Below are 25,363 nucleotides of genomic sequence, written 5' to 3'. Positions count from 1 at the left end.
GGTGTCAATGCACCGGGCAGGCACGGTCGGCCAGCAAGCCGCGCACCTCGTCACGAAGCCATTGGCGGGTGGCCGCCGCATTGAACCGCTGGCTGGCCGAGTCCGAAGCGCGCTTCATGGCATCGATGTCCTGGGGCGTGAGGCGCGCGAGATGCGCGGCCAGGTCTGCTGCTTCGAAACTGCCGCTCACCACGCCACAACCCAGTTCGGTCACCAGCGCCTGCATCTCAGGCGACGGACCGATGGCGATGGCCAGGCGTGCCTGCATGAATTCGAAGAACTTGTTGGGCAGTGCATGCAGGTAATTGAAATTGGTGGGGGGCAGCAGGAACAATCCGATGTCATAGCCATTGGTGTGCGCGGCGATATCGCGCATGGGTACTGGCGGAATGAACCGGATGCGCGAATGCCGTGCGGCCCGTTGCTTCAGGGTGGCGAGGTACGCCGGGTCTTGCTCCATCAGCATCAGGTCGAGGCTGAAGCGATCATCCAGATGGTCCATGAGGTCGATCATCACCTCGATCTTGCGCGAGGCGATGGCTGCGCCATGGTGGATCAGCCGAATACGTTCGGCATGCGTTGGCCGAACGGGCAAGCGCTCTGGCTCGGGGCAATTGGGCATGACGGATACCGGAACGCCGTAGCACCGCTCGTACTCGCGCGCGATGCCTGTGCACACGGTACTCATGCGCGCGACCCGCGGCAACGCATCGCGGCAGGTGGCATCGAAGAAAGGCCCCAGCAACGTGCGCCACGCCCAAAGGTCTTCGAATTCCCGCGGCGCGTATTCGTGCGCGTCCAGCCACACGGGCGCATTGCCGGCCAACCGCAACGCCATCGGCAGAGCCATCACATCGTTGGCCAATACCATGTCGAAACCCGCTGGCAACTGCGCTGCGGACTTCTCCAGCGCGCGGATCTGAGGGTGTTGCCAGTAATAGGCGTCGTAGCGTCGAAAGGCCAGACGCAGCGCATTGCGCAAAACCCCTTTGCGATCCGCACGCGTCTGTTCCACGGAAGTGAAATGCAGCACTCCAGGTGGACGTTCTCCGAACCCCAGCACATGGACTTCATGCTCGTCCTTCAGCGCCCCGTACTGGCGCATCACGCGGGGATCGGAGGCAATGGGTGAAAGGGACAACAGCAGCAGGCGGGCCACGGCAACTCAACCCGCGAAATGCTGTGCGTGCCAACGTGTGAAGTTGATCCAGCGCCAAACCTGCCAACTGAAGGGGCGCTGTCCCGCAACGACCTGATCGAAAGCCTTCAGCACCTCGTCTTGGCGGAAGAAAGGCAAATTCAGCGGATACCGCAGCCACTCACGCACCTGCGGCGCCATCTGCAAAAGCCATGCTTGCTCGGGCGTGGCAAAGCCGATCTTGTCGCGACGATCCAGAATCTCGTCCGGCACAAGGCCACGCATGGCTCGTCGCAGCAGGTGCTTGGTTTCGCCCTGGGGCGACACCAAATATTCCTCAGGCAGCGTCAGTAAAAAGTCGGCCAGCTCCGTCGTCAGAAAAGGCACGCGGCTTTCTACCGAGAAACGCATGGAATTGCGGTCGCCATGGCGAAGCAGTCCAGGCAGGCCGACGCCATGCAGCGAGCGGGCCAACTCTGCCACCAGCCGGCGACCTGGGGCTGTCTGGGTCGGTACTTCACGTGGAAAACGCAGCGCCACGCCCGCGTCGGCCAATATGCGCGCGTCCAGCCAGGGCGGACAAGCATCGGCACCATTCATTCGGCGCAGCGTCTGATAGGCGGAATCGCTGGTGTATTCAGCCACTGCCGCTTTGAAACCTTCGAGCCCAGCCCTGCCCGGCCAGCGCCCCCACTCGCGCAAAAACGCGACGGCACTTGCCCACTGGCCTTCGTCCAGCAGGCTGCGCACACGCGGCCCCGGATAGCCGACATAGCCGCCGCACAGTTCATCGGCACCTTGACCATCGAGTGTCACGGTCACACCATGCTCTCGTGCCAATTGAAACACCCGGTATTGGGCATAAATGCTGGTGCTGCCGAAGGGCTCGCCCTGCGTCACAATCATGTCGTCCAAGTCAGCTGCAAGCTCCTGCGGCATGATGCTCAGCTTGTGCGACACCGCACCAACGTGCGCAGTCATCCGGTCGACCCATTGCTCTTCCGACACCGAACTACCCGATGCAATGAAGCTGAACGTATGGATGGGAACGTCAGGTTCCAAATGCCGTATGCACCCGACGATCGCGGACGAATCCAACCCACCCGACAAGGCCGCGCCCAGTGGCACGTCGCTGCGCAGATGGAGCCGCACGCTGTCCAGCAAATGGGCTCGCAATGCTTCGGCGGCCTCGTCTATGGTTAAGCGCTGAATGGGTTCGATCCGAGGCTTCCACCAAGAGTGCACAGCGAATCGCCGTGTATCCAGTTGGTATGTGAAGCGGTGCCCGGGCGGCAGCCCAAGCACGTCGGCAAGAAAAGTACTCGCTCGCGCATCGTAGCTGCCGTGTGTCAGGTAGTCATACGCCACCTGCCAGTCAAGCGCAGAAGCCGAAGTCCGCAAGGCCTGCACTGCCGGGATCTCGGAAGCGAAACACAGCCCCCGGTCTTCTGCGTGATGGTAGTAAAGCGGCTTGATGCCGAAGGCATCTCGGGCGCCGTACAAGGCGTTGGCAGCGCGATCAAAGATCACGAATGCAAACATTCCGACGAGGCGATCGAGCGACGCCTCGCCCCAATGGCCCCAGGCCTGAAGAAGGACCTCCGTGTCGGATGTGGAGTGGAATGACCGGCCCAGGGCTTGCAGCTCTTCACGGAGTTCACGGTAGTTGTATATCTCGCCGTTGAAAACCAGCAAAAACCGCCCGTCGTGGCTGGACATGGGTTGGTGTGCAGCAGAGGTGAGATCGATCACCGCCAGCCGCCGTTGACCCAGCGCGACGATGGCTTCTCCGTGGCGCATGGTTTCAGACCCGATGTCATCCGGACCACGCCGCGCCATCAAGGCCAATGAAGCAGCCATGCGGCTGTCGACTCCTGCCGCATCTGCTGCGGCCCACACTCCGCCAGCGATTCCACACATCTTGCGTTCCTCAGACAGCCGAAGCGGATGCGGCCATTGGATCGGACGCGTTATGGAGTTCGAGGCATTCCTCGAGCGATCCTTGGTGCACTACCCGACCTTCGGTCATCACGATACCTTTCGTGCAGAACGCGCGAAGGATTTCCTCATTGTGCGAGGCCAGCACCATGATTTCCACCTGGCTCATGAGCTTGCCGAGTCGTCGATGGGCCCGCTCGAGGAACCGCGAGTCCCCTACTCCGATCATCTCGTCCATCAGCAGGATGTCCGGCACGATGGCCGTAGAAACGGCGAACGCGAGGCGCAGGAGCATGCCAGTGGAGTACGACCGAACGGGTAGATACAGGTAATCGCCCAGTTCGGTGAATTCCTCCACATCGGAAAACAGGCCTTTTGCCTGTGCCCTCGTGAGGCCCATGACGATGCCGCGCGTGATGACGAAGTCATATCCGCTGGCCTCGGGATCCACGCCCAGCATCAGGTCTGTGAGCGCAGTGAGTTTGCCGCTGCTCAGGATTTCACCCTGCTCCGGCTCGTAGATGCCAGACATCACTCGCAGCAGCGTCGTTTTTCCCGCCCCGTTGCGGCCGATCAATGCCACTCGGTCGCCTGTCCGAAGATGAATGTCTATATCGCGCAGCGCATGCACAGTGACACCTGCCCCACCCTTGCTCTCGATGCGCTGCTGCAGCGCCCGGTCAAAGCGCAGGATCGAGTTGACGAGGCCGCGCGCCTGCGAGGAAAAAATCGGGAAATCCACGCTCACGTGGGAGAGTTGAAGATGGGCCATGAAACGTCAGATCCAATACACGATACGGCGCCGAGCGAAGGTGTAGAGCACGAATGAAACGGCAAAGAGCGCCACCATGGTCGCGCAACCGAGGACAACCGATGCGGAAGACGGGTAGGTACCGATCAGCGGTGCCCGTACCAGGTCCAGCAGGGCCGCCAGCGGATTGAGGTGCACGGCCCATTGGGCGCGTTCGGTCAGTTGTTCGGGTTTCCACATCACCGGGGTCACGAAGAATGCGATCTGCATCAAGCTGGTCACGATCATCGGCACATCCCGGAAACGCGCCGCGATGAGGCCAAGAATGGCCACGGCCAAGGTGGCGCAAGTGACGAAAATCGCCAGTCCAAGCAAGAGCCACAGCGGTTTCACGGACATCAGTCCCGACGTGAATCCCAGCACCAAAAGCAAGATGGGTATGTTGTGGGCAAGAAGAATGAGGTTGCGCCAGATGGCGCGGAAGATGAAGGCAAATTTCGGAAAAGGCGCCTGTTTGAGATAGGGCTCTGCCTGGACGAACACTTGGCAGCCCTCATTGGCCAGCATCGACAGCGAGGTGAAGAGAATGTGGCCAACGCAGAGATAAGGCAGGTAGTCGCTCGCACTGGTCTTGAAGAGCTGCGCACCGATCAAGCCGAACACCACGATGAAGATGCCGGTATTGAGCGTGATCCATACCGGGCCGAGAAAGGAGCGGCGGTATTGCCGGGCGATGTCTTCCCAGCCCAGATGCATCCAGAAGCGCCAGATCTGACACGACCGCTTGAGATCCTGCAGCAACAATCCAAATTGCTTCATGCTTGCACTTGTCATTTATTCAGAATCCAATTCGACCAGGGAAGCACTTTTCACTGCCAACCGGGAAATGCCGTAGCGCTCAATGCCGATCCGCACACCTGAGGCCTCGCCGTCAATCCGCATGCGCCTGGAAAATTCCACGCGCGGGGTTTGAGAAGACAGCGCGAAATCACCGGCCAACGTCTGCCGCCAAGAATCCGGATCGGTCACTTTTCCCTTCCAGACCCAGATGCGAACGTATCCCTCGCCTTCCACTTCCAGCTTCAACACGTATTCCCTGCCACTCTTTACCGGTATTGGTCCCACCGCGCGGCCGTCGCTCTCGGTCGAGCCGACCTCGAGCATGTGGCTATAGCTGCGCGGAAGCAACGCATTAGTGGAAGAGGACGAACCAGGCATGGTCACGACCCCTTTGCCCAACACCCGCAAGGCGAATGCCGGGCCGCCCACGCCGACACGCGGATACTCTATCCAAGCCCAATCAAAGAGGTTCCGCACGGATGCGGCGCTGTGTGGGCGCGTGGCTCTATTGGCGGGTGGCCGCAGTCGATAGAGTTGGCTGAAGTTCGCATCCACCACCAAGTCGGCCAATCCGGGATCGCTGAGCAAAGGCATCAAGCTGGTATGGGAGGCAGGCGGAATGAGATAGTCGGGCATCTGCACGTACTCCACTCCAAGCCCTCTCAGGAGGTCGGCCAACTTTGCGGGATCCTGCTCTTGATAGAGAGGCAGCATTCGCGGGTCCAGATAGCTGAGCATCCTGCGGTCCGTGTAGTAGAAGTCGGCGGGCCGGATAGCGAGCACCCGGGCCTGTGCAGGCACTAGCGCAGACAACTGCCGGGCCACCTGAATGCTGCTCCAGCCGAGTAATGGATCCGCCTTCATGGACAGGATAGGCAGTCGCCTACCTGGCTGTGGCTGTGGCTGTGGCTGTGGCTGTGGCTGTGGCTGTGGCTGTGCCGGATTGGGCTTGTGCCAGGTGACGTCGACCAGTTGCAGCCACTGCATCAGGTTGCCGTAGAGCAGGAACGCGCCTGCCTGCCCGACGAGGAGGACGCACAGTCCCAGCCGCGCGACCACCCGCATCCCGGCGCGCTGGCGCGCTGGCGCACCATCGATCGGTCGCGCCCCCAGCAATTCGACGCAGCCCCACGCACCCAAAAGCCCCACGGCGGGCGCAATCACCAGCAGATAGCGATCATTCTTGATCATCAAATCCGTTCCCACGACCATGGATGCCACGATCCCTCCGAAGTACACCGCCAGGACATGGAAGGCGATCAACGGGACGGCAGCACCAATCGGCAGCGAAGAAGGATTGAACAAGGCTCGCCAGTTCCTGCCTGGCGTGAGAGATGCGGCCAGCAGGTAGAGGGCACTGACAGCCGCGACCCAGAATGCGAAGCCGTAGCTGTGCACTGCGAGAAAGCCTTTCAGCAATCCGTACTGCAGACGCGTACTCCAGTCGTAAATTGACCTGGCATAGCGGAAAAAACCGTTCCAATCCATGCTGCTCAGCGCAAAGACCGCTGGGTTATCGGAAATCGGCGTGCCGTAGATGGCGATGTTGCGCAGGTAGGGATACGACGCGAACACCGCCGCGATCAGCAGGCTCTTGACTGCCAGCCCTGTCGACGCACGCCACTCGGACACACCTCCCGAAGCAACCAAGACCACCAGCAGGATGGGTGCGTACAGGATTGCCTGCGAATGCGTCCATAACGCCAGTCCCAGCAGACCGCCGATCGCCAGGGCCGCGCCTCGGCGACCGCGGTCGATTCCCACAAGAGCTATCAGCAGCATTACCATGCCTGCCACAGGGAGCGCATCGATGGCGGAGGTCTGGGCACCCACTGCCAGTAGTGGCATCGTCAAAAAAAGAATGGCTGCAAGCCAACCCATTCGTGGCGAGTGCAGACGCCCCAAACCGATCAGCCCGCAGGCCGACCCCAAGGTGAACCATGGAGCAACCGCTTTCATCAGATCCGCCTGCGAGGCGGTTCCCTGGAGCCCATAGGTCAGTGCGACCAGGCTGGGATACAGCGGCGGGTGCGTCCACGGCGCGAAGAATCCGGATGCCGCAGCATCGGAGTCCAGGAGTGGATAAACCCTCAGCGTGTGTGCTTCGTATATAGCGCGCCCCACCAAGCCGTATTCCAGTGCGTCGTTCTCGGTCAGGGGCAACCGTATGGCGAGGTAAAGGATGTCAGCCGCACAGAGGAGTAGCACCAAAAGGAGAACCCATTCCCATCGCGAGGCGGGCAACCACCGCAAGTCAGGAATTACGACGTTCTGTGACGCCCTCCCGAATTTCAAGAATAGCCAACACGCGCTCACCATGGCCGCTGCGATGATCCAGACTTGGGCTTGCAGGGAGGCTCCTCCAGGCACCATGCCGACCAGAACGCTGAAAATACCCAGGATAAAAGGACCGAGAGCGAGAGCGGTGGGAACCACCAAAACCTTGCCATGCCGCAGTGCTTGCCAAGGTAATGCGCGCGCTATCAAGAAAGCCAGGACCGTGGAGAGCGCAATCAGACAGACCAGCCCTCCCCACGCAGCGGCAGGGTTGGACATCATTTCGTATCTCCTTCGCCGTATAACTTCGGCTCAATCACACGTTTCTCCGTCAAGGCCCGACCTCGGGCGCAAGGCGCGACAAGCTCCATATCACATTGGCCAATTCCCACGGCGAAGTTAAACGGGAATACCCGTTTGCGACTTTTGGGCTCAAATGGAGCGCGCCAGTCTCAGAAACCAGGCTTTGATTGGCCAGCGGATAGAGCAAACCCCTTCCGGCCAGTGAAGCAGCACTGTTCACGGCATTCTTGTGCAGCAAAGGGTTTCCCTGTCGCGTGACGGCCATCAGGGACATCGCGTCGATTGTGCGAAACGATATCCAGGCCTTGCCCTTGTCACCGGGATATTCCGGCTTGTTCTCCGACACATTGTCGAGGCGGCTCCATCCGTCGAATGCCTGGCCCCACCAGTAATTCCATTCCCCGTCTTCCGGCAGATTGCCTTCGGACGCCACACGACTGATGAACAATTGCGCGATCTCGCGTGCTGCACGGTATGGCGAGGCGTCCTTGCGGGGGTCCGCCGCCATCGCGACCGCATATGCCCATTCGTTTTGATGGTTATAAGGGACGGAAACCCCGTCGAAATAGAACTTGCTTCCTTTTGGCCACCGCAGGTGCGCCTGACCGGGGCTGATCCATTCAGGCTTTTCACCCGTGCGGGCCAACACGTCGATATGGTTGCGCAACTCCAAGACATCCCTTTTGAGGACAGGAAGGAATGCGAGTTGCCGCGGTGTGGGGACCTCTTTCATGTAGCGTTCAAAGAGGAGCAGCAGCCGTGCAGTCTGCACAGCGAAGAGTGCTCGGCTGCGATCTACCGTGAACGCGCGCGTCTGGAAGCGGCCCTTGGCATAGTGCTGCTCGATCAGGCCGATCTCGAGATCCAGACGCTGCCGCGCGGCAGGCAGCAGTGGCCCGAATATCCTGAAGGCGGCTTCGCTGCGGCGTGACACCTCCAGCATATCAAGCAGCCCGTTGAGGTAATAGATCTGAGACCAAGGAATACGCCCTTCCTCGTTGCTGATGCCAGTTTCCAGCCAGCCCGAATGCTGAGCTGACAAAAAGTCCCGCAGGAAAACATTGCGCAATTGGTCGGCCGAGCGTGCGTACTCGATCTGCAATCGCCCTTGCGACCATGCCAGGCCCCAGGCAACGCCTTGTTCGGAGTTCACCGCCGGCGCAACGACACCGGGAGGTGCCGCGATGATCAGCTCTCGCGGCCCGCTGTCGCGAGGAGAGGGAGCGACGCAGAGATGCGCCAGCCCGCTCGGTGTAGAAGCGGACTCCACCACGTGACGGCATCCTGGCACTCGACGCACTTGAAGTGAGCCGTCGGATGCGATCGCCGCTTCCAATGTGCCACCCACCAGATAGAGGCGCTCCTGCTGAGCGACCAGGAACCGCAAGGCGGGAATCATTTCGTAGGTGGCGCCTGCCGGGTCCTCAAGCGAAGGGATTTTCGTCCGCACACCGGATGCCTCTGCGCAGAGCCTGTCAGCCGGCCACCGAGCCAGCCAGTTGGCCGACGTGGGATTGTCGAAATACGCGACGTAAATGCTGTCACCATGCAGGGTGGCCGTCCGAAAAAGCGGATTCGCGTCACCGTGCGTGATGGGCACGGCACAAAGAACCTTGGAGTCGGCATCCAGCTTTTGCAACCAGAGGGCATCGGATGGAAATCTCCTGAAGACCACATAGCGGTCCATACGCCCTTCGAGTATCGCGAGGGGAAAGCCTGCGTCTTCGAACTTCAGCGTCGCGCCGGCCCGATGCACGACCGCCTTCGTGTTCTTGTCCACCACAACCGAACCGAGCGCTGGGTCCAGCAGCGGCACAGCGGCACCTTGCGCAAAGGCTTCGCCCGCAGACGCGCGTGCGACTTGCTCCGAAGGCCCTGAAATCGCCATCGTCCTTGCGGACTCCGAACCCGCACGGGAGGCGTCACGCTGGGCGCGCATGCATGCCAGCACGCCCCGATAGAGGTACGCTTCATATTCAGCAACGACCAGCGGCCTGGCATTGTCGGTGCCGAGCGGATACTTGGCATAGCGGCCGTCTAACGTACGGTATCGGTACAGGGAACCGGACAGCGAGGCGCGCACGTCTGCCATGCCTTCCTCCGAACACGCCAGGTAAAGGGCAAAACCGAGGTCATATGACCGAGCTGGCGTCTTGACGTCGTCGCGAAACCCAGGCCAGCCGCGGACAGTACCGCCCTCGACGGGGAAGTCACGCATGTGGCCCAGTACGGCATACCGATCAAACTGCCCTGACAAGCGGCCCCCATAGGCCATATAGGTTCGGATTCCGTCGATGACGTAGCTCGCGTGTGGCAGATCGTTCGGTACGTTTTCCTGCACCGAATAATTCCAGTACCAATTCTTGCGGGCCGAGACCTGCCGATGACGCAGCAGCGATTCCATCGTCGCGTCAGCCACGGCTCGCAACGCAGCCTGCCGTGGTGCATCCCGCACCATCCCGCTGTAACGTTGCAACTGCCCTGCCATGTAGGCAGCCGGATTGAACGTGTCGTAAGGACGGTCGGACTCCCTCAGCGAATAGGGGACCAGCCCGCTCGGGCTTCGCATCGCACGGTTCAAATAGGGATCGAAGGCACGTCCGACCTTGTCGAGAATTTCCTTACCGGGAGCGGCAGGATCGCGTGCACGCCATGTCATCAGTGCGTCGACCACGATGGCCGTCGAAATCGTGTATTCGGTGTGCGCGGGGTTGACCGAACCGTCGCCATAGGCGTCCCAGGCGACAGGCACACCCCAGCCTATGACCCCATCGTGGTTTTCATCCGCGTGTTCAAGCAACCAGCGTCCAGCGGAGCGGGCGAGCGACTTCTTCTGCGGATCGAACCCCAGATCCGCCCGGTCCAACTCGGCCAGCAGCACCATGGCGGTTGCCTTTGGAATACTGTCAACGGTGTTGCCCGGATAGTCGGTGGTGCCTCTTCCTGGCTGAGCGTGGTCGATATTGGCGTAGAGGCTCCGGGCCGCTGTCGACCAATCGCTTTCGGCATGTTGGCTCGACTGTGCAAAAGCGATTTGACCAGCCGTCAGAAGCAGCGCCCCAAAGGCGCTGCACCAACGCAATCCCTTTGCCACGATGGGCCAGGTCATGCGTGCAAACCCAGAGTGTCGAGGGAATTGATACGGCGGATCGTGTCGTTGAAGTCCAGACCGATGGTGTCTAGATACCAGCGCAGGGAAGGAACGCGCGGCCGATTCTCTTCCATGATGGCGAGCATGGCCTGCTCCCTGGTGATCTGCCCCTCGCGAATCTGGTTGCTGCGGAAAGTATCGAACTCAGTGAAACCTCGCGCCGTCATGTATATGTAGTTGTAGAAGGGCGCCGTTCCATCGCCGATACGCCATGTACTCGGGGAATCGGGAGAAAGCTCCCAGTCGTATTCGCCGATCAGTGTCTGGTTGACCTCATCTTCGTTCCAGATGAAATGGTCGAAGATGAAATAAAAATCTTTGCGAGGCTCGACGTAGTACGCAAGGAACGCTCCGAACGTATCTGCCAAGGAGCTGTTCAGATACCCAGGATTCTTGAGAAACTGAAAAGCATAGTGGCTTGCCAGTTTCGCCTTGCGGCCCATCGAGAGATAGTCCACCCGCCGCTTCTCGAAGTCGGGCGGAACGTTGCAGAAGCCGGATTTGAAGTCAGTATTCTCGAGCGGGTTGGCGCACCAGAGGTCAAGCGATATGCCCGTTTGCTTTTTTAGCACGTTCACGACCCGGAAGAAGTGCTTGTCGCCGGCCATGAAGAGCGGGACCATGCCCAGGTCGGGCTTTCGCAGCCATGCCGCAACATTCTTGCGAATATTGTCACGCTTCGTCTTGATGTCTGCAGAAACCAAAATGTTCTGTATGCCCAGCTGGCCACAGAGCCGCGCGACGTTGCGGCGCGCGAGGTCTGTCACCATGCCCCAGTCATAGGTGAAGGTCACCGGCTTGAGGCCGAACTCCTTCTTAATGAGATGAAGCCCATAGCTGCTGTCACGGCCACCACTGAAGGGCACGATGACGTCGGGTCCCGGCGTGCTTCGTCGGTAGCGCTCAAGCGAAGCAATGAAATCCGCACGCGTTTTCTCGGAGTGCATTCCAGCGTACCGGCGGCGGTATGAGCGGCAGTAATTGCAGACACCTGCAGCGTCGAAGTGGATGTACGGAAACGTCTCCGGGAGCACACAACAGGTGCATCGGCGCAGCCCTTTGACTCGCGCTTCGCCGAACTTCACCAACGACTCGTCAGCAGAGCGCCGGAGTACCGAGGGTGCCCCGGCATGGCCTACATGGCGTTCGAAATGCTGCAGGGGTGCCAACGCAGCTTGACCGTTCGCATGGCCCGCCTCCTGCAGAGAGGGCTCCTGCCCGTCTTCCGACATCGCAATCTTGAACCGAGATGCGGGTTGCCGCCCCGTCACGTCGAAGACCCATCCGTTGCCGGCTTCGATCCATTCGATTGCAGTCGAGGGCGGAAAACCGGACGCACCGGTTTGGCTGTTCAAAACGTTTTCGAGGATGTAACGCTCGGAAGCGAAGACCAATACCTGTTGCCGGGCATCCAGCGCTACGTAGAGATCGCCCGTATTCGTTGCCAGCGTTACCAAGCCGGTTTCGCTGTGCGTCCAGGCGATGGAGGCTGCGCCTTCGAGACCCGCGTAGACAGCACGGGTGGCGGCCAACGGATCCTTGGACAGACGCATGGGAGCATCCAGTTGCGCTGCAAGCACCTCTGTATCGACCTCGGCCGTTCGCGGCAGGGTGCTGTGCGAGGCCCACAGTTCTTCGACGTTCACCACGATGCCGTTGTGAATGATGCTGACATGACCCGAGCGGACAGGCTGGTTGTTCTGCGGCAGCGCTGCAGTGCCGTTGGTCACCAACCTGGAGTGAGCCAGTATGGCCATCGGCTGACTGCCCGAGGAGGCCTCGACTTCGAATCCGGTGCTCAGGACCCGCGCCAGCGCTTCGCGGTATTCATCGCTGCGCATGAACAGCGATGCAGACTGCGCGCCCTTGACCGTCCAAGCTTCGCGTTGCACTGGCAGATACGCATGGAATCCAGCGGATTCCTTGCCCCGACTCTCGGACAAAAGGTAGAGCCGCTCCAGCATCGCCTTGACCGAATTGCGGCCGACAGAAGCCTGCCCCTGAAAAAGAAGACCGAAAATTCCGCACATAGATAATCAGCTACGCCAAGTATTGGTAAAGAGTTGCCAACCGATGAGTTGTCGGGAAAGCACGAATAACGCTGCGGTGCTCGCTACATAGCTGATCGCCGTGCCCAGAGCAGCGCCTTCCAGGCCCAGGTATGGCAACAAAAGGCAGGAGCCAAGCACATTCGCGCCGACGGCCACCAATTGCTGCATCGCCTGATAACCCGGTCTGCCAGACACCAGCATGAGGTTGTCGAAGGGAATCCATGGACAGATAAGGTTCAGGCCGATCAGGAGAATGATCAGCGACGGCAAACCTTCGTCCAGGCCCTTGCCCGGAATGATCCAGGCGCTTGCGAACATGTAAGCAACCACCAAACCCAAAGAAAGAATCAGCGACGCAGGCAGTGCATACCGTACGGCTTGAGCACGAAGCGTCCGCAACTGGGCTACGTCGTTCAGCCGGAGCGCAGCCACCAGAACCGGATTGAAGTTGAGCCGCACCATGGCCAGCACGTGATATGCACCATCGACAAGCATCGCTGCAAAACTGTAGATTCCCACAGCCCGGTCGGTGAGGAAGAAGCCGATCATCAACACATCGATGCGGGAGTTGATCTCCGTGAACATTCCTGCGGGAAGGCTTTTGCTACCGAATGCCAAGTGCAATCGGCACCAAGTTGCGCTGACCCTTGGACGAAGGCTTAGCTTGGCGCGCGCGATGAAAATCAAAGCGGCCAAGCATGTGACGATCTCAGCCAACAGGAACGCAAGCGTGCTGGTGGCCATTGAAAGCCCTGACGCCGCAATGCCCACAACGCCTGCCATGACCACGATGTAGCGCAGGGCCTGCAGAACCGCATGCGCCCGCATATGCCGCAGGCCGTTTAGGTAAGCCAGCAGCACCTTGTTGAACGGAAAAAGCACCAGTCCGCCTGCACTGAAAGCGATGGCTGCCGCCGTGGCATCACTTTTGAAAATCAGGGCGAACACCGGTTGAGCCAGCCAAAGTCCCGCGGCTGCAAACGTCCCGAACAACAACACCAGGCTACCCGCACTGCCAAGCATGACGGCCCGGTCAGGCGCACTGTCGGAATGAAACGCGCTATGACGCAACACGGAATAGTGCATACCCCAACTGGCGATCTGCGAAGCGACGATATAGACCGCATACGCGAGGTTGAATATCCCCAACGCAGCCGCATCGCGCAGCATGGCGACAGCTATATTGATCAAGATGCCGCTCGATGCCAACACGGCAAAACTGCCCAGGCTGAATGCAATATCTTGAGACAGCTTGTGCCGCCTCAAACTCTGCGCCACGGTGTGGAGTATCGATACGACCATAAACGTTCAGCGCGGGGTCCGGCGGCCTCGAACGTCTCTCGTGCGCAGCGGAGGATTCAGGTGCTTGTTCTCTTCATAGTCGAACCACATCGCGAAAAATAGCGAATTAAATCCCAGCGAGAACGAGAAAAGCCAACTCAGGAAAGTAATTTCAGGCACAGTCCCGCTGTCGATCCAGAGGCTCAGTAGCCGAATGAACATGAGGCAGCTCACGCCTATGCTGAAAAAGCCGAACGCATAGAAAAATACAAGGGGATGAAAATTCCGGATGATGTATTTCTCTTTGAGTCGCCAGAAGAACAGCCGCACCAGCAGGGAACCTATGGTGAAGATGACCTTGCGTACCTTGATACCGGACTTTTCGCCCACGTTGTAGACCGGCTCGATCGGGACATCGACCACTCGCATGCCTGCGACATTCAGCTTCACAAGCAGATCGTTAGGCTGACCGTAGCGCTTGTACATCCGATCCCAATCGATCGCCTGCAAGGCCGTCAAATTGATGGCCGTATAACCAGTTTGCGAATCCGCTACATGCCAGTACCCAGACGCGATCTTGGTGAACAGCGAAAGCGCCGAATTACCGAAGAATCGAATCTTCGGAATCTTCTTGAACGCCTCACCCGTGACCAATCGATTGCCTTTGGTGTAATCGGCCTCGTCGTCGACCACGGGGTCCAAGATAGCAGGCAGGTCAGCGGGGTCCATCTGGCCATCACCTGCCATGACAACGGCTATGTCGTACTCGGCGTCGCGAGCCCACTTGTAGCCTGTCGCGATCGCTCCGCCTACACCCTGGTTGACTCCATGCTCCAGCAAGGTAACCCTGCCTGATTGGTAACCCGGATGCTCGCGGATCACTTCCGACGTGCGGTCCCTGCTGCAGTCGTTAGTGATCACGATCATGTCGACGATGTCGGGCATGGTGTCGATCACCCGGGCAACCTGGGTTTCTTCGTTGTATGCCGGGACTACGACGGCTATGCGTTTGTTTCTATACATGTTCTAGTTCTTTCAAATGCGCGCCATTGCAGCCACGACTCGGTCGATGTCGGAGTCCTGCAGATCTGCGCTCATCGGCAGGCTCATGACATGAGCGGCGGCCCAGTGACTCTTAATCGTCTCCGCAGCCGAAACGTCGTTGCGAAAGGCAGGTTGTCTGTTGAGCGAGAGCGGATAGTGCACCGCAGTGGGAACGCCCTGGGCCAACAGCTGCTGCTGCACCTTTTCACGCTCTTCCACGAAGAGGGTGTACTGCGCCCAGACGCAGTCGCGGTCCGGCCGAACGACCAGAAGCCGGGCGTTGCAACCAGCTGAGGTCAGGCCCTCGCGATACATCTCACCCAGCTTGAGCCGACGTTCGATTTCCCACTCGAAGCGCTGCAGCTTTCCCAACACCACAGCACATTGGATGGTGTCCATCCGGCCGCCGACCCCCACGCGCACGTGGTGGTAACGCCGCTCCTGGCCATGCACCCGTATTTCCCTCAGTATTTTGGCCAGAGCATCGTCGTTGGTGAACAGCGCACCGCCGTCGCCATAGCAACCAAGAGGCTTGCTGGGGAAAAAACTGGTACAGCCAATGGTCGACAGATTGCAGCTTTTTCGCCCCTTGTACGTAGCACCGAAGCTCTGAGCTGCATCCTCGATCACAGCAATGCCATGGGCGGCTGCGATGGCGTTGATCGCATCCATATCGGCCACTTGACCATACAGGGACACGGGCATGATTGCCTTTGTGCGCGGCGTTATCTTCGATTCGATGGCGGTGGCATCGATGAGGCAGGTGTCCGCTTCGATATCGACGTAGATGGGCGTGGCGCCCGCTAGCACGATCGTTTCGGCCGTAGCGGCAAAGGTGAAAGGCGTTGTGATGACCTCATCACCAGGGCCAACTCCCAGCGCCAGCAATGACATCAAAAGCGCTTCGGTGCCGGAGGCACAGCTGATGCAGTGGAGAGCGCCCGTATAGGCGGCAAGCGCCTGCTCCATCTCTGCGACCTCCGGCCCCATGATGTACTGACCATGGTCCAGCACTTTGTGGATACGGGCATCGATATCGTTCTTAACTGCCTGGTACTGGCTTTTGAGGTCGATGAATTGCATTGGCGCGCTCGCTTCGTTGGATGGGTTCTTGTTCAAAATTCAGCCCTCCTGCTCCAGCATGCAAACACCGCCCTGCAGCCTGTAGCGATCTCCCGTATGGGGGCATATGGCAGTCGCATCGCCCGTAAGCGGAAGCGGCAGACGCTCTCCATGGCGGCTCATCCAGCCAATCTGCCTGGCAGGCACGCCGACGACGAGGGCGAACGCTGCGACATCGCGCTGGACGACCGCACCGGCACCCACAAAGGCATAACTTCCGATTGTCACCCCGCACACCACAGTGCAGTTTGCGCCGAGAGTGGCTCCGCGCTTCACGACGGTACGCCGATACTCGTCCTTGCGCACGACGGCTGCACGCGGGTTATAGACATTGGTGAACACCATGCTCGGCCCGCAAAAGACATCATCTTCCAGCGTGACAGCGTCATACACACTGACATTATTCTGAATCTTGACGTTATGGCCGATCTGCACATCGTTGCCTACATAAACGCCTTGCCCTAGCGAGCATTTGTCGCCGATGGAGGCTCCTGCGCTAACGTGGACCCAATGCCAGATGCGCGTTCCGTCGCCGATGCGAGCCTCAGCATCCACGATCGCGCTGGGATGGATCGTACAGGTCATGCGCCGCGCTTTCGCACAAAAGGATGCAACCGGTCCCCGTTCTCCATCTCGACTCGTGCCTGCCGAATCACATCTACGGTCTCGACGCAGTGGCGCGCGTCTTTCAGCCCATAGCCACGTCCCGCCAGGATCTCGCGGTAGCTGGTCACGTGCAGATCGGTAAAGCCTTCGGAAAACTCGAGTTGCTCGCCGCTGACATCGATGTTCCGGTACGTGGGCTTCTTGCCCTTGACTTCGTCCGGAAGATCATTCGCGTCGATCGACAGAAACCACCGCACCCGGGCCCGCTCGTATTCCAGATAGCCGGCCGCCTTGGTTTCTTCGCTCAAGTGAATGCGATTGTCCTGTAGCTTGCCGAAGATGAAGTGCAGCATGTCGAAGAAATGCACCCCGATGTTGGTGGCCACGCCGAACGATTTGCGCGGGTCGCCCTTCCAACTCTCCAGGTACCACTTGCCGCGCGAAGTGATGTAGGTCAGTTCGACATCGAACTTGGTATCTTTCGGGGCCGCAGCCACTTTGTCGCGCAGCTTCAGGATCGCTTCATGGTGGCGCAACTGGAGAATATTGAACACCCGCCGGCCCGTCTCCTGCTCGATGCGCACCAGTTCGTCCATCAATTGCGGCGTGGGAACGAGCGGCTTTTCACAGATGACATCACACCCCAGGCGCAGGCCTGCGGCGATGTGGGCATGGTGCAGGTAGTTGGGCGAGCAGATCGACACGTAGTCGAGTGCGGTGGCCGGATCGCGCTTGAGCTGGTGGGCATGCTCCGCAAACCGCTCGAACTCGGTAAAGAAGTCGCTCTGCGGCGAAATGCTGTCGATGATGCCGACCGAGTCATTGATGTCGTAAGCCACGGCCAGATGGTTGCCGGTGTCCTTGATGGCACGCATGTGGCGCGGCGCGATGTAGCCGGCGGCGCCGATGAGGGCGAAGTTTTTCATGTCGGATCCGAGGGAGGGAATTACAGGCGAAAGACGGTGAAGCCGGCCTCGGCGGCCAGTTCGCGGTGGTAGAGGCTCTTGACGTCGGCCAGCACAGGTTGTGCGCCACGGCAGTACGAGCGAAGCTCCGCGGGCGTGGCCTGACGGTATTCGTTATGGCCGACCGCTACCACCAGGGCATCGACCGGATGGTCGGCATCGATACGGCCCAGCGCCAGGCCGTACTCGTGGTCCACCTCTCGCGCGTTGGCCCAGGGATCGGCGATCACCACGTCCGCGCCCCACTCCAGAAACTCGCGCACCATGTCCACGACCTTGCTGTTGCGGATGTCCGGGCAGTTTTCCTTGAACGTGATACCCAGGATGCCGATGCGGCAGCGGGGCACGTCCATGCCGTTCTTCAGCATGAGGCGGATCGTGTTGCGCGCCACGTAGCGCGCCATGTTGTCGTTGATGCGCCGCCCGGCCAGGATGACCTGCGGGTGGTAGCCCACTTCCTCGGCCTTGTGCGTCAGGTAGTAAGGATCGACGCCGATGCAGTGCCCGCCCACCAGGCCGGGACGGAACGGCAGGAAGTTCCATTTGCTGCCAGCCGCTTCCAGCACGTCGAGGGTGTCGATGCCCAGCCGCTCGAAGATGACGGACAGTTCATTGACCAGGGCGATGTTCAAGTCGCGCTGGGTGTTTTCGATGACCTTGGCCGCTTCGGCCACTTTCAGGCTGCTGGCCTTGTGGGTGCCGGCCGTGATGATGCTGCCGTACAGGGCATCCACCGCGTCTGCGACCTCCGGCGTGCTGCCGCTGGTGATCTTCTTGATCTTCGTGAGGGTGTTGACCCGGTCGCCCGGATTGATGCGCTCCGGGCTGTAGCCGCAGAAGAAGTCTGTGTTGAAGGTCTTGCCGCTGAGCCTCTCGAGCACCGGCACGCATATTTCTTCGGTCGCGCCAGGGTAGACGGTGGATTCGTAGATCACCACGGCGCCGTCCGGCATGACCCTGCCCACCGTTTCACTCGCCTTGACCAGGGGCGTCATGTCGGGGCGGTTGGCCTTGTCCACCGGGGTGGGCACCGTCACGATGAAGACCTTGCAATCGCGCAGATCCTCCGGGTCGGCGCTGTATTGCAAGTGGCTGGCGGCTTGCAGGTTCTCGGGGGTCACCTCGAGGGTGCCATCCTGGCCCGATTGCAACTCGGCGATGCGTGCGGCATTGATGTCAAAGCCGAGGACCGGCCGCTGGCGGCCGAACTCCACCGCCAGGGGCAGGCCCACGTAGCCGAGCCCGATCACGGCAATCCTTGCTTGTTCTAGATTCATGTTTTTATGTTGGAAGAATGGTGGAGAGGGTCAAGTGCGGGCGCCGCACTGCTCGCATGCCGGGAAATGCGCGCGCGGGCCCGGCAATCGTCACGCCGGTCGCGAAGGCAATCCAATCCATCATGAAACGCCTTCGGCACCTGTAGAGCGCCCGTAGATGTCGTCGAACCGGACGATGTCGTCCTCGCCCAGGTAGTCGCCCGACTGGACCTCGATGATTTCGAGGGGCGTCTTGCCCGGATTGGCCAGCCGATGGCGGCGGCCCACCGGAATGAAAGTGGATTCGTTCTGCGCCAGCAGATAGGTGTCGTCGCCATTGGTGATCTCGGCGGTGCCCCGCACCACCACCCAATGCTCGGCGCGGTGGTAGTGCATCTGCATGCTCAGGCGCGCACCCGGATTCACCACGATGCGCTTGACCTGAAAGCGTTCGCCGCTGTCGACGGCGTCGTACCAGCCCCACGGCCGATGCACCTTCCGGTGGTGGTGGGCCAGCGCATGCCCTGCCTGCTTCAGCCCGGCCACGATGTGCTTGACGTCCTGGGTGCGGCGCTTGTCGGCCACGAGGACCGCATCGGGTGTTTCGACGACCACGATGTGGTCGAGCCCCACGCCGGCCACGAGCCGGTGGGTGGACATCAACAGGGTGTCCTGGCTGTCTTCCAGCAGGACATCGCCCACGGTGGCGTTGCCTTGGCCATCGCGCGGCAGCACGCCCCACAGGGCATCCCAGGCACCCAGGTCGGACCAGCCGGCCTGCAGCGCGACCGCGAACGTGGGGATGCCGATCTCCGGCATCAGCGGCAGCCGTTCCATCACGGCGTAGTCGATGGAATCCGAAGGGCAGGCCTGGAAGGCGGCCGCGTCAGGCCGGATGAAATCGAGATCGCGCTGCGCCCCCTCCATCGCGGCCTCGCAAGCCTGGAGGATGTCGGGGCGGCAAGCGCGGATGGCGGCCAACCACTGGCTGGCGCGCACCATGAAAAGGCCGCTGTTCCAGAAATAATCGCCCGAGTCCAGATAGCGCTGCGCGGTCGCGGCATCCGGCTTCTCGGCAAAGCTGGCGATACGGTGGATGCCCGCCCCCTCCGGGCCTGCCGCATGGCACTGGATGTAGCCGTAGCCGGTTTCCGGCCGGTCCGGCACGACGCCGAATGTCACCAGTCCGCCCGACAGGGCCATGGAATGGGCCTGCCGGACCGCAGCGTGAAACGCGGGCAAATCCTTGACCACGTGATCGGCCGGCATGGCCAGCATGATGGGATCGTCGCTCCCGGCGCACGCCTGCAAGGCGGCCAGCGTCAGGGCGGGCGCGGTGTTGCGGCCCTCTGGCTCCAGCAGCACACGTGCCTTGCGAATACCGACGGCCAGCAACTGGCTGGCAGCGATGAACCGGTGCTCGGTGTTGCAGACGAGGATGGGATCAGGCGCGACGCCGATTTCCGGCGCCCACCCCTGCAGCCTCAGTGCCGTGTCCTGAAGCATGGTGCTGGCGCCGGCCAACGCCAGAAACTGCTTGGGATAGGCCTCCCGCGACAGGGGCCACAAACGCGTGCCCGACCCGCCGCACAGGATGACCGGCAACAACGGTTGCGCCAAGGTCATGGCTGCGTTCCATCGCCCATCACGCGCGCGCGCAGGCTTTCATTGTCGGCCTGCAACAGGGCCAGCCGCTGGTTCAACCGGCGGACATCCCTCTCAATGCGGGTGTTCACCATGTCGGTGTGCAACGACTTCACCAGCAGCACCATGCTGGCCAGCAGCAGCAGCAGCGCAGGGGGATAGCTGATGCCCAGCAGCTTGGCCAAACGATCGATCAGTCCCGGCCAGGCCCCCAGCAAGGCAGCGGCCCCAGCCACCACCACCCAGAACAGGCCGTGCATCAGATACAGGTGATCCCTGCGGATCAGGTAAAGGATCAGCACCGCCAGGCCGATGCCCATCAGCGCGGTGGTTGCTTGCAAAGACGCCATTGGACTCCCGAATCTATGGATCTGACCCGCATCGGGCGTTTGATTGAGAGCACCGCCGGGAACAGCGCCCATCCCTGCTTGGGGACCAAGCGGACTGCGGGCGCCGAATCACCTCCGGCCTCAAGGAGGTCGGTATTGTAGGTGCACGCCTCATCCATCCCTCAGCCGCCGTCCTTCCTGTTGCGGAACGACTGTTAACTGCTACGAAGTCAACTCGCTAAGTCGTTGAAAACACTGAAGTTCTTAAAAAACGCGCCATTGGAGTTAGACAGAGCGCGTCACTGCACATATGTTTTTTCCTATTTCGCGCCACTGAACATCTGTTTTTGCGGAGCCGGAAGATGACAGCCATGGCAGCCAAACGCGCCGCTAAAGCGGCCTCGAATGCGTCTCGAACTACAAACGCTCAGGGGACGCTGGGACGTACATGCCTTGCGGTGATCCGAAGTCACCGCGGCATTTTTTGCTTTCTCGATGCGAAATTTTCTGATAGATTTGTTTCTACTTGTTTTTGTGACGTGTTATTGGCCCAAACCTAAAAGTCAATTCATGGCAATGCGGCTGCGGAAAATTAACCAATTTTCCAATAATTATTTAAGTATTTCTCAATTTAAACCTAACGGAGGCAAATTGAAATGACGATGAAATGGGATAAATTAGTAACTGCCGAAAGAATCGGACACCGCGCTCCAAAAGCTGAAGATGGGCGCTCTCCGTTCAACTCGGATCACGACAAGATAGTATTCTCCGGAGCATTTCGCCGGCTTGCAAAAAAAACACAAGTTCATCCACTCGCAACGAATGACCACATTCACAATAGACTTACGCACAGTCTGGAAGTCGCTTGCGTTGGCCGCAGTCTCGGCATTCGGGTAGGCCAGGAATTGAAATCAGCCGGTAAACTTCCGGAAAATGTGGAGGCAACAGATGTAGGTGACATTGTTCACGCCACTTGCCTCGCTCACGATATAGGCAATCCGCCATTCGGACATACCGGAGAATCGGCAATCCGGAACTGGTTTACTAATGATGGGGGAGAATTGCTTAAAAACATGAAAGATGAAGAAAAAACTGATCTTCAAATGTTTGAGGGTAATGCTCAAGGCTTTCGCATTCTGACGTCCGCCGAATACCACCCTTATGATGGGGGAATGAGGCTCACATACGCAACTCTCGCTTCGTTCATGAAGTATCCGTGGACATCATTGCCGACAACGGAAAATAAAAGACCCAAGAAAGCAAAATATGGCATTTTTCAATCGGAAGCATCCCTATTTGACGAAGTGGCGTCGGCAGTCGGCCTAATAAAGAAGGAGAAAGATTGGTACTGTCGACATCCATTTGTCGCGATGATGGAGGCAGCTGACGACTTTTGCTACGGAATCCTCGATCTTGAAGACGGTTTGGAGATGGGAATACTCCAATGGGATCAAATTTACTCCATCTTGTCTTCAGTTATCTGCGACGATGACAAAAACTATCTTGAAAATGAGTTAAACAAAAACCGACCGGGGCGCAAGCCGCCAGTCATTCGTGGTGCAGTTATCGACGCGTATGTTAATTCTGCCGCGAAAGCTTTTCTAGAGAATGAAAGCCGATTTTTGGCAGGCGAAGACGTTGACCTGGTAAGTCTTTGCGATCCCAAAGTATCAAAGGCCGTTAAAGATGCCAAAACTTTGGCTAAAGAGAAAATATTTACTCACCCGAGAAAGGTTGAGCTAGAAATTGGCTCTTATTCCGTTATGGCTACGTTGCTCAACGTCATAGGAACAGCCGTATTAGACTACACAGCATCCAAAAATCATACTTTTAAAACAAGTCGAGTCATTGATCTGATAGGAGAAAACACCCTCCCAACCAATGACTATATAAAACTGCACAAGAATAGTAGCCCGGAATATCTGGCCATGATGCGAGCGATTGATTTCATCAGTGGCTGCACAGACCAGTATGCGACATATTTGGCCAAGCAATTCAATGGAATGGGGGAAACTCGCTGACAGCGCAATCCAAACCTGGGGCGTACCACACGTTATACGAACCTATGCGGCCAAAATAGACATTTAATTTACGCCTAAGCCTTACTCGCCGCCCCAGGTGGGTAAGGTTGGTGATGCGAAATTAACCCTTCTTTCAGATCATTAGTTTCCCCGCGAACTTACGACTTGACTTCCCACAAATGTCGTTGCGTGTCCACGCAATGCCGCTGCAAAACGTGCAAAAGTGAGGTCGTCAGCAGGTTGCGTGATGACGGTGGCTGGTGAGTTTGTGGCAGTCATGAAGCACGCCGCACTATATACGCGCTCCAGTACCAGCCGGCGGCAAAGCCACTCGTAACGCTGTGCATAGGTCACGCCCTTGAACCGGGTTGGCAGACCCTCCGCCTCCACCGGCTCTCCCCGGAACACCGGATCCACCTTGAAGTATGGTTCCTTGTTTCCAACGGGCACCTTCACGCTGTCGCGGTCCTCTAGGAGGAACAAGTAACCGAGAAATGGTGGGGGGGCTTTCTGGCCGAACCGACCTTCGCGGTAGGCCGTCCAAATGTCTTGTGCACTTCCCACGGCTTCTTCTGAACGGTTGTTGACGTTGTTCCCTATCGACGCCCCAGCCTGTGACTTGAACTCCATGGCCATGACCAGCTGCCCCTCCGAAATGACGATCAAATCCCACTTCTTCGTTGCTCGGTAGTAGCCGGGCAGTTCAAGACCTGTGCGAGTGCGCACATCAAGACGCTTAAGTCCTGCTTCGCAAAGAATGTCGGCGACGAGCACTTCCAAAGCGCCCATTTGCGTGCCTCCGGTGACCTCCCCTCGCGTTCCGGCGTCGATCTTTCCCGATTCCACCTGCTTGTCTTTGTTGGCTGCACGGGCGTTCCAGTAGCTTTGCACAGCCTCCTGCAGACGCCCTTCCACATCGATCTTTTCAGCCATCAGTTTCCTCCCAAGGTTGATCGTTCTTCTTCTGTAAGCCCATACAACTCAAACGCACACCCATTGCATGCGGCCACGTCTAGCGACTTGGCGGCGGCAATCAATTCTTTGCGCAGCTTCGCAGGCACATCGTTCCAGTGCGGGATCCGAATTCGCCGGAGGTACTGCGCTTGGAACCGAAGGAACCCACCTCGCATCTTGGTCGAGTAGGTGGCCACAAAAAGGCGCGCAATACCGGATAGCAGCAACGCCTGCAGCGCCCTCAGATCCCACTCATCGGAAGTGATGAAGTAGAGATTGTGGTGCGGGTAGAGCTTGCCTTCCTCGTAAACGATATGCGCCTCGCCTTTGATGTCTGGGACAAGGAGCTTGGGCTTTGTGAGCAGCGCGGGCGTGATGCGATCAATGGTTTTATACCAACTCACACCGTTTCTGGCACAGTGCCGCCGGCTGAGCGCTTCCCGATGCCCCTCGAAGTAGCGCTTGAGCCGAGGGTAGCTATTCAGGTCTACCAAGCCACCCTCGTCTGCCGCCGGATTGATCACTCCAAGGCCTCGCCATTCCACCCTTCCGGACAAAATGTCTTTTGTCGTAGCAAGCGGCAGCTTGCGGCTGTCTTCCACATCTAGTGATTCATAGGGGCCAATGAAAACCTGATCAGCGCCGGTAGCCACTCCTATCCCGATCTTGCAGCCTGCATCTTCAATCGCGGGGAAGTCCCGCTCCAAGCGCCGCACCAGTGTGAGTTGGTCTGCTGATTCCAGGAGCCAAGGGTTTGAACCGGATGTCACCCCGGCCAGTTCGCGAACGGAGCTTCCTTCCGCTGGAGCACTGGCTGCAAGCAGCTCCTCCGCGAGTTCGGAAAGCACCTGCGCATCGACTCTCGGTTGATGCGCAAGGCGTGTTTTGGCGGGCTTTTCCCTGGTGATGATAGTGATCGCTGGGTAGGCGATTACGTCGGAATGGAACGCAGGGACACCGGTCATGTCCACATGGATTTTCAGATGGAAGTCGCGAGCAACCAATGCTCTCAAGGACCCGCCGTAACGATTCTTCATCCATCGGTCGGCGCAGATAAACCCGAGCGTTCCGCCACTCTTCAGCAGCCGCAGAGAGCGCTCAATGAAGGGAATGTACAGATCGGCGCGGTCAAACATCGTGGTGTAGCGACTGCGGTACTCCACCAAAAGGACACTGGGAATCATCTCCTGTCGGACGTAGGGTGGATTGCCGATCACAACGTCAAATTCACCCGGCAACTCGGAAAGCAGAAAGTCGCCGTGGATAAGCCACCGGTCCGCCAACGCCACCGCCGAACTCGCAGCAATGCCCGCCCCTGTCAGCCTGGCAACGACGGCCGCGCATGTTTGCGCATAGCTATCTCGATGTAGCTCCACGGCGCGGATGCATGAGCTCAGCGCTTCGAGTGGGGTCGACTTTAGTCTCGCCGCTTTCCAAGAGGCGAGAAGTCGGTCTATCGCAGGCAAGAGAAAGTCTCCACCACCGAACGACGGCTCCAACAACCGCTGCTCATGGAGCGGCTGATCGCTGCGATATCCCGAGAGGTCCAGGATGAAATCCACGACCTCTCGACGTGTGTAGATGGCGCCGCGCTCATCAGTGCTGCCACCGTTGGAAAGCTCCTGCACCGCTGCAGCGATAGGACCAAATTCTTCGAACTCGCTTTGGCGGAGTGCAAATACAGGGGGCATT

At 59.2% G+C, this 25,363-nt stretch carries 18 protein-coding genes; 1 reads left to right on the top strand and 17 read right to left on the bottom strand.

What is annotated here, in order from left to right; translation table 11 throughout:
• Nucleotides 1–4: 4 nt before the first annotated feature.
• The 15 genes from AVKW3434_RS05715 to AVKW3434_RS05645 all read right to left on the bottom strand — a co-directional run bounded on the left by AVKW3434_RS05715 (nucleotide 5) and on the right by AVKW3434_RS05645 (nucleotide 20,717).
• Nucleotides 5–1,159, bottom strand: a complete 1,155-nt coding sequence (locus AVKW3434_RS05715) for a glycosyltransferase (protein ID WP_284405083.1) — start codon at nucleotides 1,157–1,159, stop codon at nucleotides 5–7.
• A 6-nt stretch (nucleotides 1,160–1,165) separates the two neighbouring features.
• Nucleotides 1,166–3,058, bottom strand: a complete 1,893-nt coding sequence (gene asnB, locus AVKW3434_RS05710) for an asparagine synthase (glutamine-hydrolyzing) (protein ID WP_284405082.1) — start codon at nucleotides 3,056–3,058, stop codon at nucleotides 1,166–1,168.
• Between the two features lie 10 nt (nucleotides 3,059–3,068).
• The gene (locus AVKW3434_RS05705; RefSeq protein ID WP_284405081.1) at nucleotides 3,069–3,848 is read right to left on the bottom strand and encodes an ABC transporter ATP-binding protein; all 780 of its coding nucleotides are present in this window, start codon (nucleotides 3,846–3,848) and stop codon (nucleotides 3,069–3,071) included.
• A 6-nt stretch (nucleotides 3,849–3,854) separates the two neighbouring features.
• Nucleotides 3,855–4,646: an ABC transporter permease gene (locus tag AVKW3434_RS05700; RefSeq protein WP_284405080.1), complete on the bottom strand. Its 792-nt coding sequence runs from the start codon at nucleotides 4,644–4,646 to the stop codon at nucleotides 3,855–3,857.
• Between the two features lie 15 nt (nucleotides 4,647–4,661).
• On the bottom strand, nucleotides 4,662–7,226 hold the full coding sequence (locus AVKW3434_RS05695) for an ArnT family glycosyltransferase (protein WP_284405079.1): 2,565 nt from the start codon (nucleotides 7,224–7,226) through the stop codon (nucleotides 4,662–4,664).
• 49 nt (nucleotides 7,227–7,275) lie between these two features.
• Nucleotides 7,276–10,356 carry a hypothetical protein gene (locus AVKW3434_RS05690; RefSeq protein ID WP_284405078.1) on the bottom strand — a complete coding sequence of 1,027 codons (3,081 nt, stop codon included), beginning with the start codon at nucleotides 10,354–10,356 and terminating at the stop codon, nucleotides 7,276–7,278.
• The gene (locus tag AVKW3434_RS05685) at nucleotides 10,353–12,428 is read right to left on the bottom strand and encodes a hypothetical protein (RefSeq protein ID WP_284405077.1); all 2,076 of its coding nucleotides are present in this window, start codon (nucleotides 12,426–12,428) and stop codon (nucleotides 10,353–10,355) included. The genes AVKW3434_RS05690 and AVKW3434_RS05685 overlap by 4 nt, the downstream gene beginning before the upstream one ends.
• Before the next feature lie 6 nt (nucleotides 12,429–12,434).
• Nucleotides 12,435–13,727, bottom strand: a complete 1,293-nt coding sequence (locus AVKW3434_RS05680) for an oligosaccharide flippase family protein (RefSeq protein WP_284405076.1) — start codon at nucleotides 13,725–13,727, stop codon at nucleotides 12,435–12,437.
• 30 nt (nucleotides 13,728–13,757) lie between these two features.
• Nucleotides 13,758–14,753, bottom strand: coding sequence for a glycosyltransferase family 2 protein (locus AVKW3434_RS05675; RefSeq protein WP_284405075.1), 996 nt, complete (start codon nucleotides 14,751–14,753; stop codon nucleotides 13,758–13,760).
• Nucleotides 14,754–14,765: 12 nt separating this feature from the next.
• Nucleotides 14,766–15,857 (bottom strand): DegT/DnrJ/EryC1/StrS family aminotransferase, encoded by a 1,092-nt coding sequence (locus AVKW3434_RS05670; RefSeq protein WP_284405074.1) that lies wholly within the window; start codon nucleotides 15,855–15,857, stop codon nucleotides 14,766–14,768.
• 39 nt (nucleotides 15,858–15,896) lie between these two features.
• Nucleotides 15,897–16,481: an acyltransferase gene (locus tag AVKW3434_RS05665; protein ID WP_284405073.1), complete on the bottom strand. Its 585-nt coding sequence runs from the start codon at nucleotides 16,479–16,481 to the stop codon at nucleotides 15,897–15,899.
• The gene (locus AVKW3434_RS05660) at nucleotides 16,478–17,428 is read right to left on the bottom strand and encodes a Gfo/Idh/MocA family oxidoreductase (protein WP_284405072.1); all 951 of its coding nucleotides are present in this window, start codon (nucleotides 17,426–17,428) and stop codon (nucleotides 16,478–16,480) included. Before AVKW3434_RS05660 ends, AVKW3434_RS05665 begins: the two co-directional genes overlap by 4 nt.
• A gap of 20 nt (nucleotides 17,429–17,448) precedes the next feature.
• Nucleotides 17,449–18,744 carry a nucleotide sugar dehydrogenase gene (locus AVKW3434_RS05655; RefSeq protein ID WP_284405071.1) on the bottom strand — a complete coding sequence of 432 codons (1,296 nt, stop codon included), beginning with the start codon at nucleotides 18,742–18,744 and terminating at the stop codon, nucleotides 17,449–17,451.
• Nucleotides 18,745–18,864: 120 nt separating this feature from the next.
• Nucleotides 18,865–20,349: a mannose-1-phosphate guanylyltransferase/mannose-6-phosphate isomerase gene (locus AVKW3434_RS05650; protein ID WP_284405070.1), complete on the bottom strand. Its 1,485-nt coding sequence runs from the start codon at nucleotides 20,347–20,349 to the stop codon at nucleotides 18,865–18,867.
• Nucleotides 20,346–20,717 (bottom strand): DUF2304 domain-containing protein, encoded by a 372-nt coding sequence (locus tag AVKW3434_RS05645; RefSeq protein ID WP_272567478.1) that lies wholly within the window; start codon nucleotides 20,715–20,717, stop codon nucleotides 20,346–20,348. The genes AVKW3434_RS05650 and AVKW3434_RS05645 overlap by 4 nt, the downstream gene beginning before the upstream one ends.
• 635 nt (nucleotides 20,718–21,352) lie before the next feature.
• On the opposite strand from AVKW3434_RS05645, the gene AVKW3434_RS05640 reads away from it, so the two are divergent.
• Entirely contained in the window at nucleotides 21,353–22,717 is a 1,365-nt protein-coding gene (locus AVKW3434_RS05640) for a deoxyguanosinetriphosphate triphosphohydrolase (protein WP_284405069.1), read from the top strand.
• Nucleotides 22,718–22,858: 141 nt separating this feature from the next.
• On the opposite strand, the gene AVKW3434_RS05635 is transcribed toward AVKW3434_RS05640, so the two are convergent.
• On the bottom strand, nucleotides 22,859–23,650 hold the full coding sequence (locus tag AVKW3434_RS05635; protein WP_284405068.1) for a PaeR7I family type II restriction endonuclease: 792 nt from the start codon (nucleotides 23,648–23,650) through the stop codon (nucleotides 22,859–22,861).
• A complete protein-coding gene (locus AVKW3434_RS05630; protein ID WP_284405067.1) occupies nucleotides 23,650–25,362 on the bottom strand; it encodes an Eco57I restriction-modification methylase domain-containing protein in 1,713 nt (570 codons plus the stop codon). The genes AVKW3434_RS05635 and AVKW3434_RS05630 overlap by 1 nt, the downstream gene beginning before the upstream one ends.
• Nucleotide 25,363: the final 1 nt, after the last annotated feature.

The sequence above is a fragment of the Acidovorax sp. SUPP3434 genome (assembly GCF_030159015.1).
In the GTDB taxonomy this organism is placed as follows: Bacteria; Pseudomonadota; Gammaproteobacteria; order Burkholderiales; family Burkholderiaceae_C; genus Paracidovorax.
Note: the sequence above shows the minus strand (reverse complement) of the source record. Positions and strands in the feature narration are given on the sequence as shown.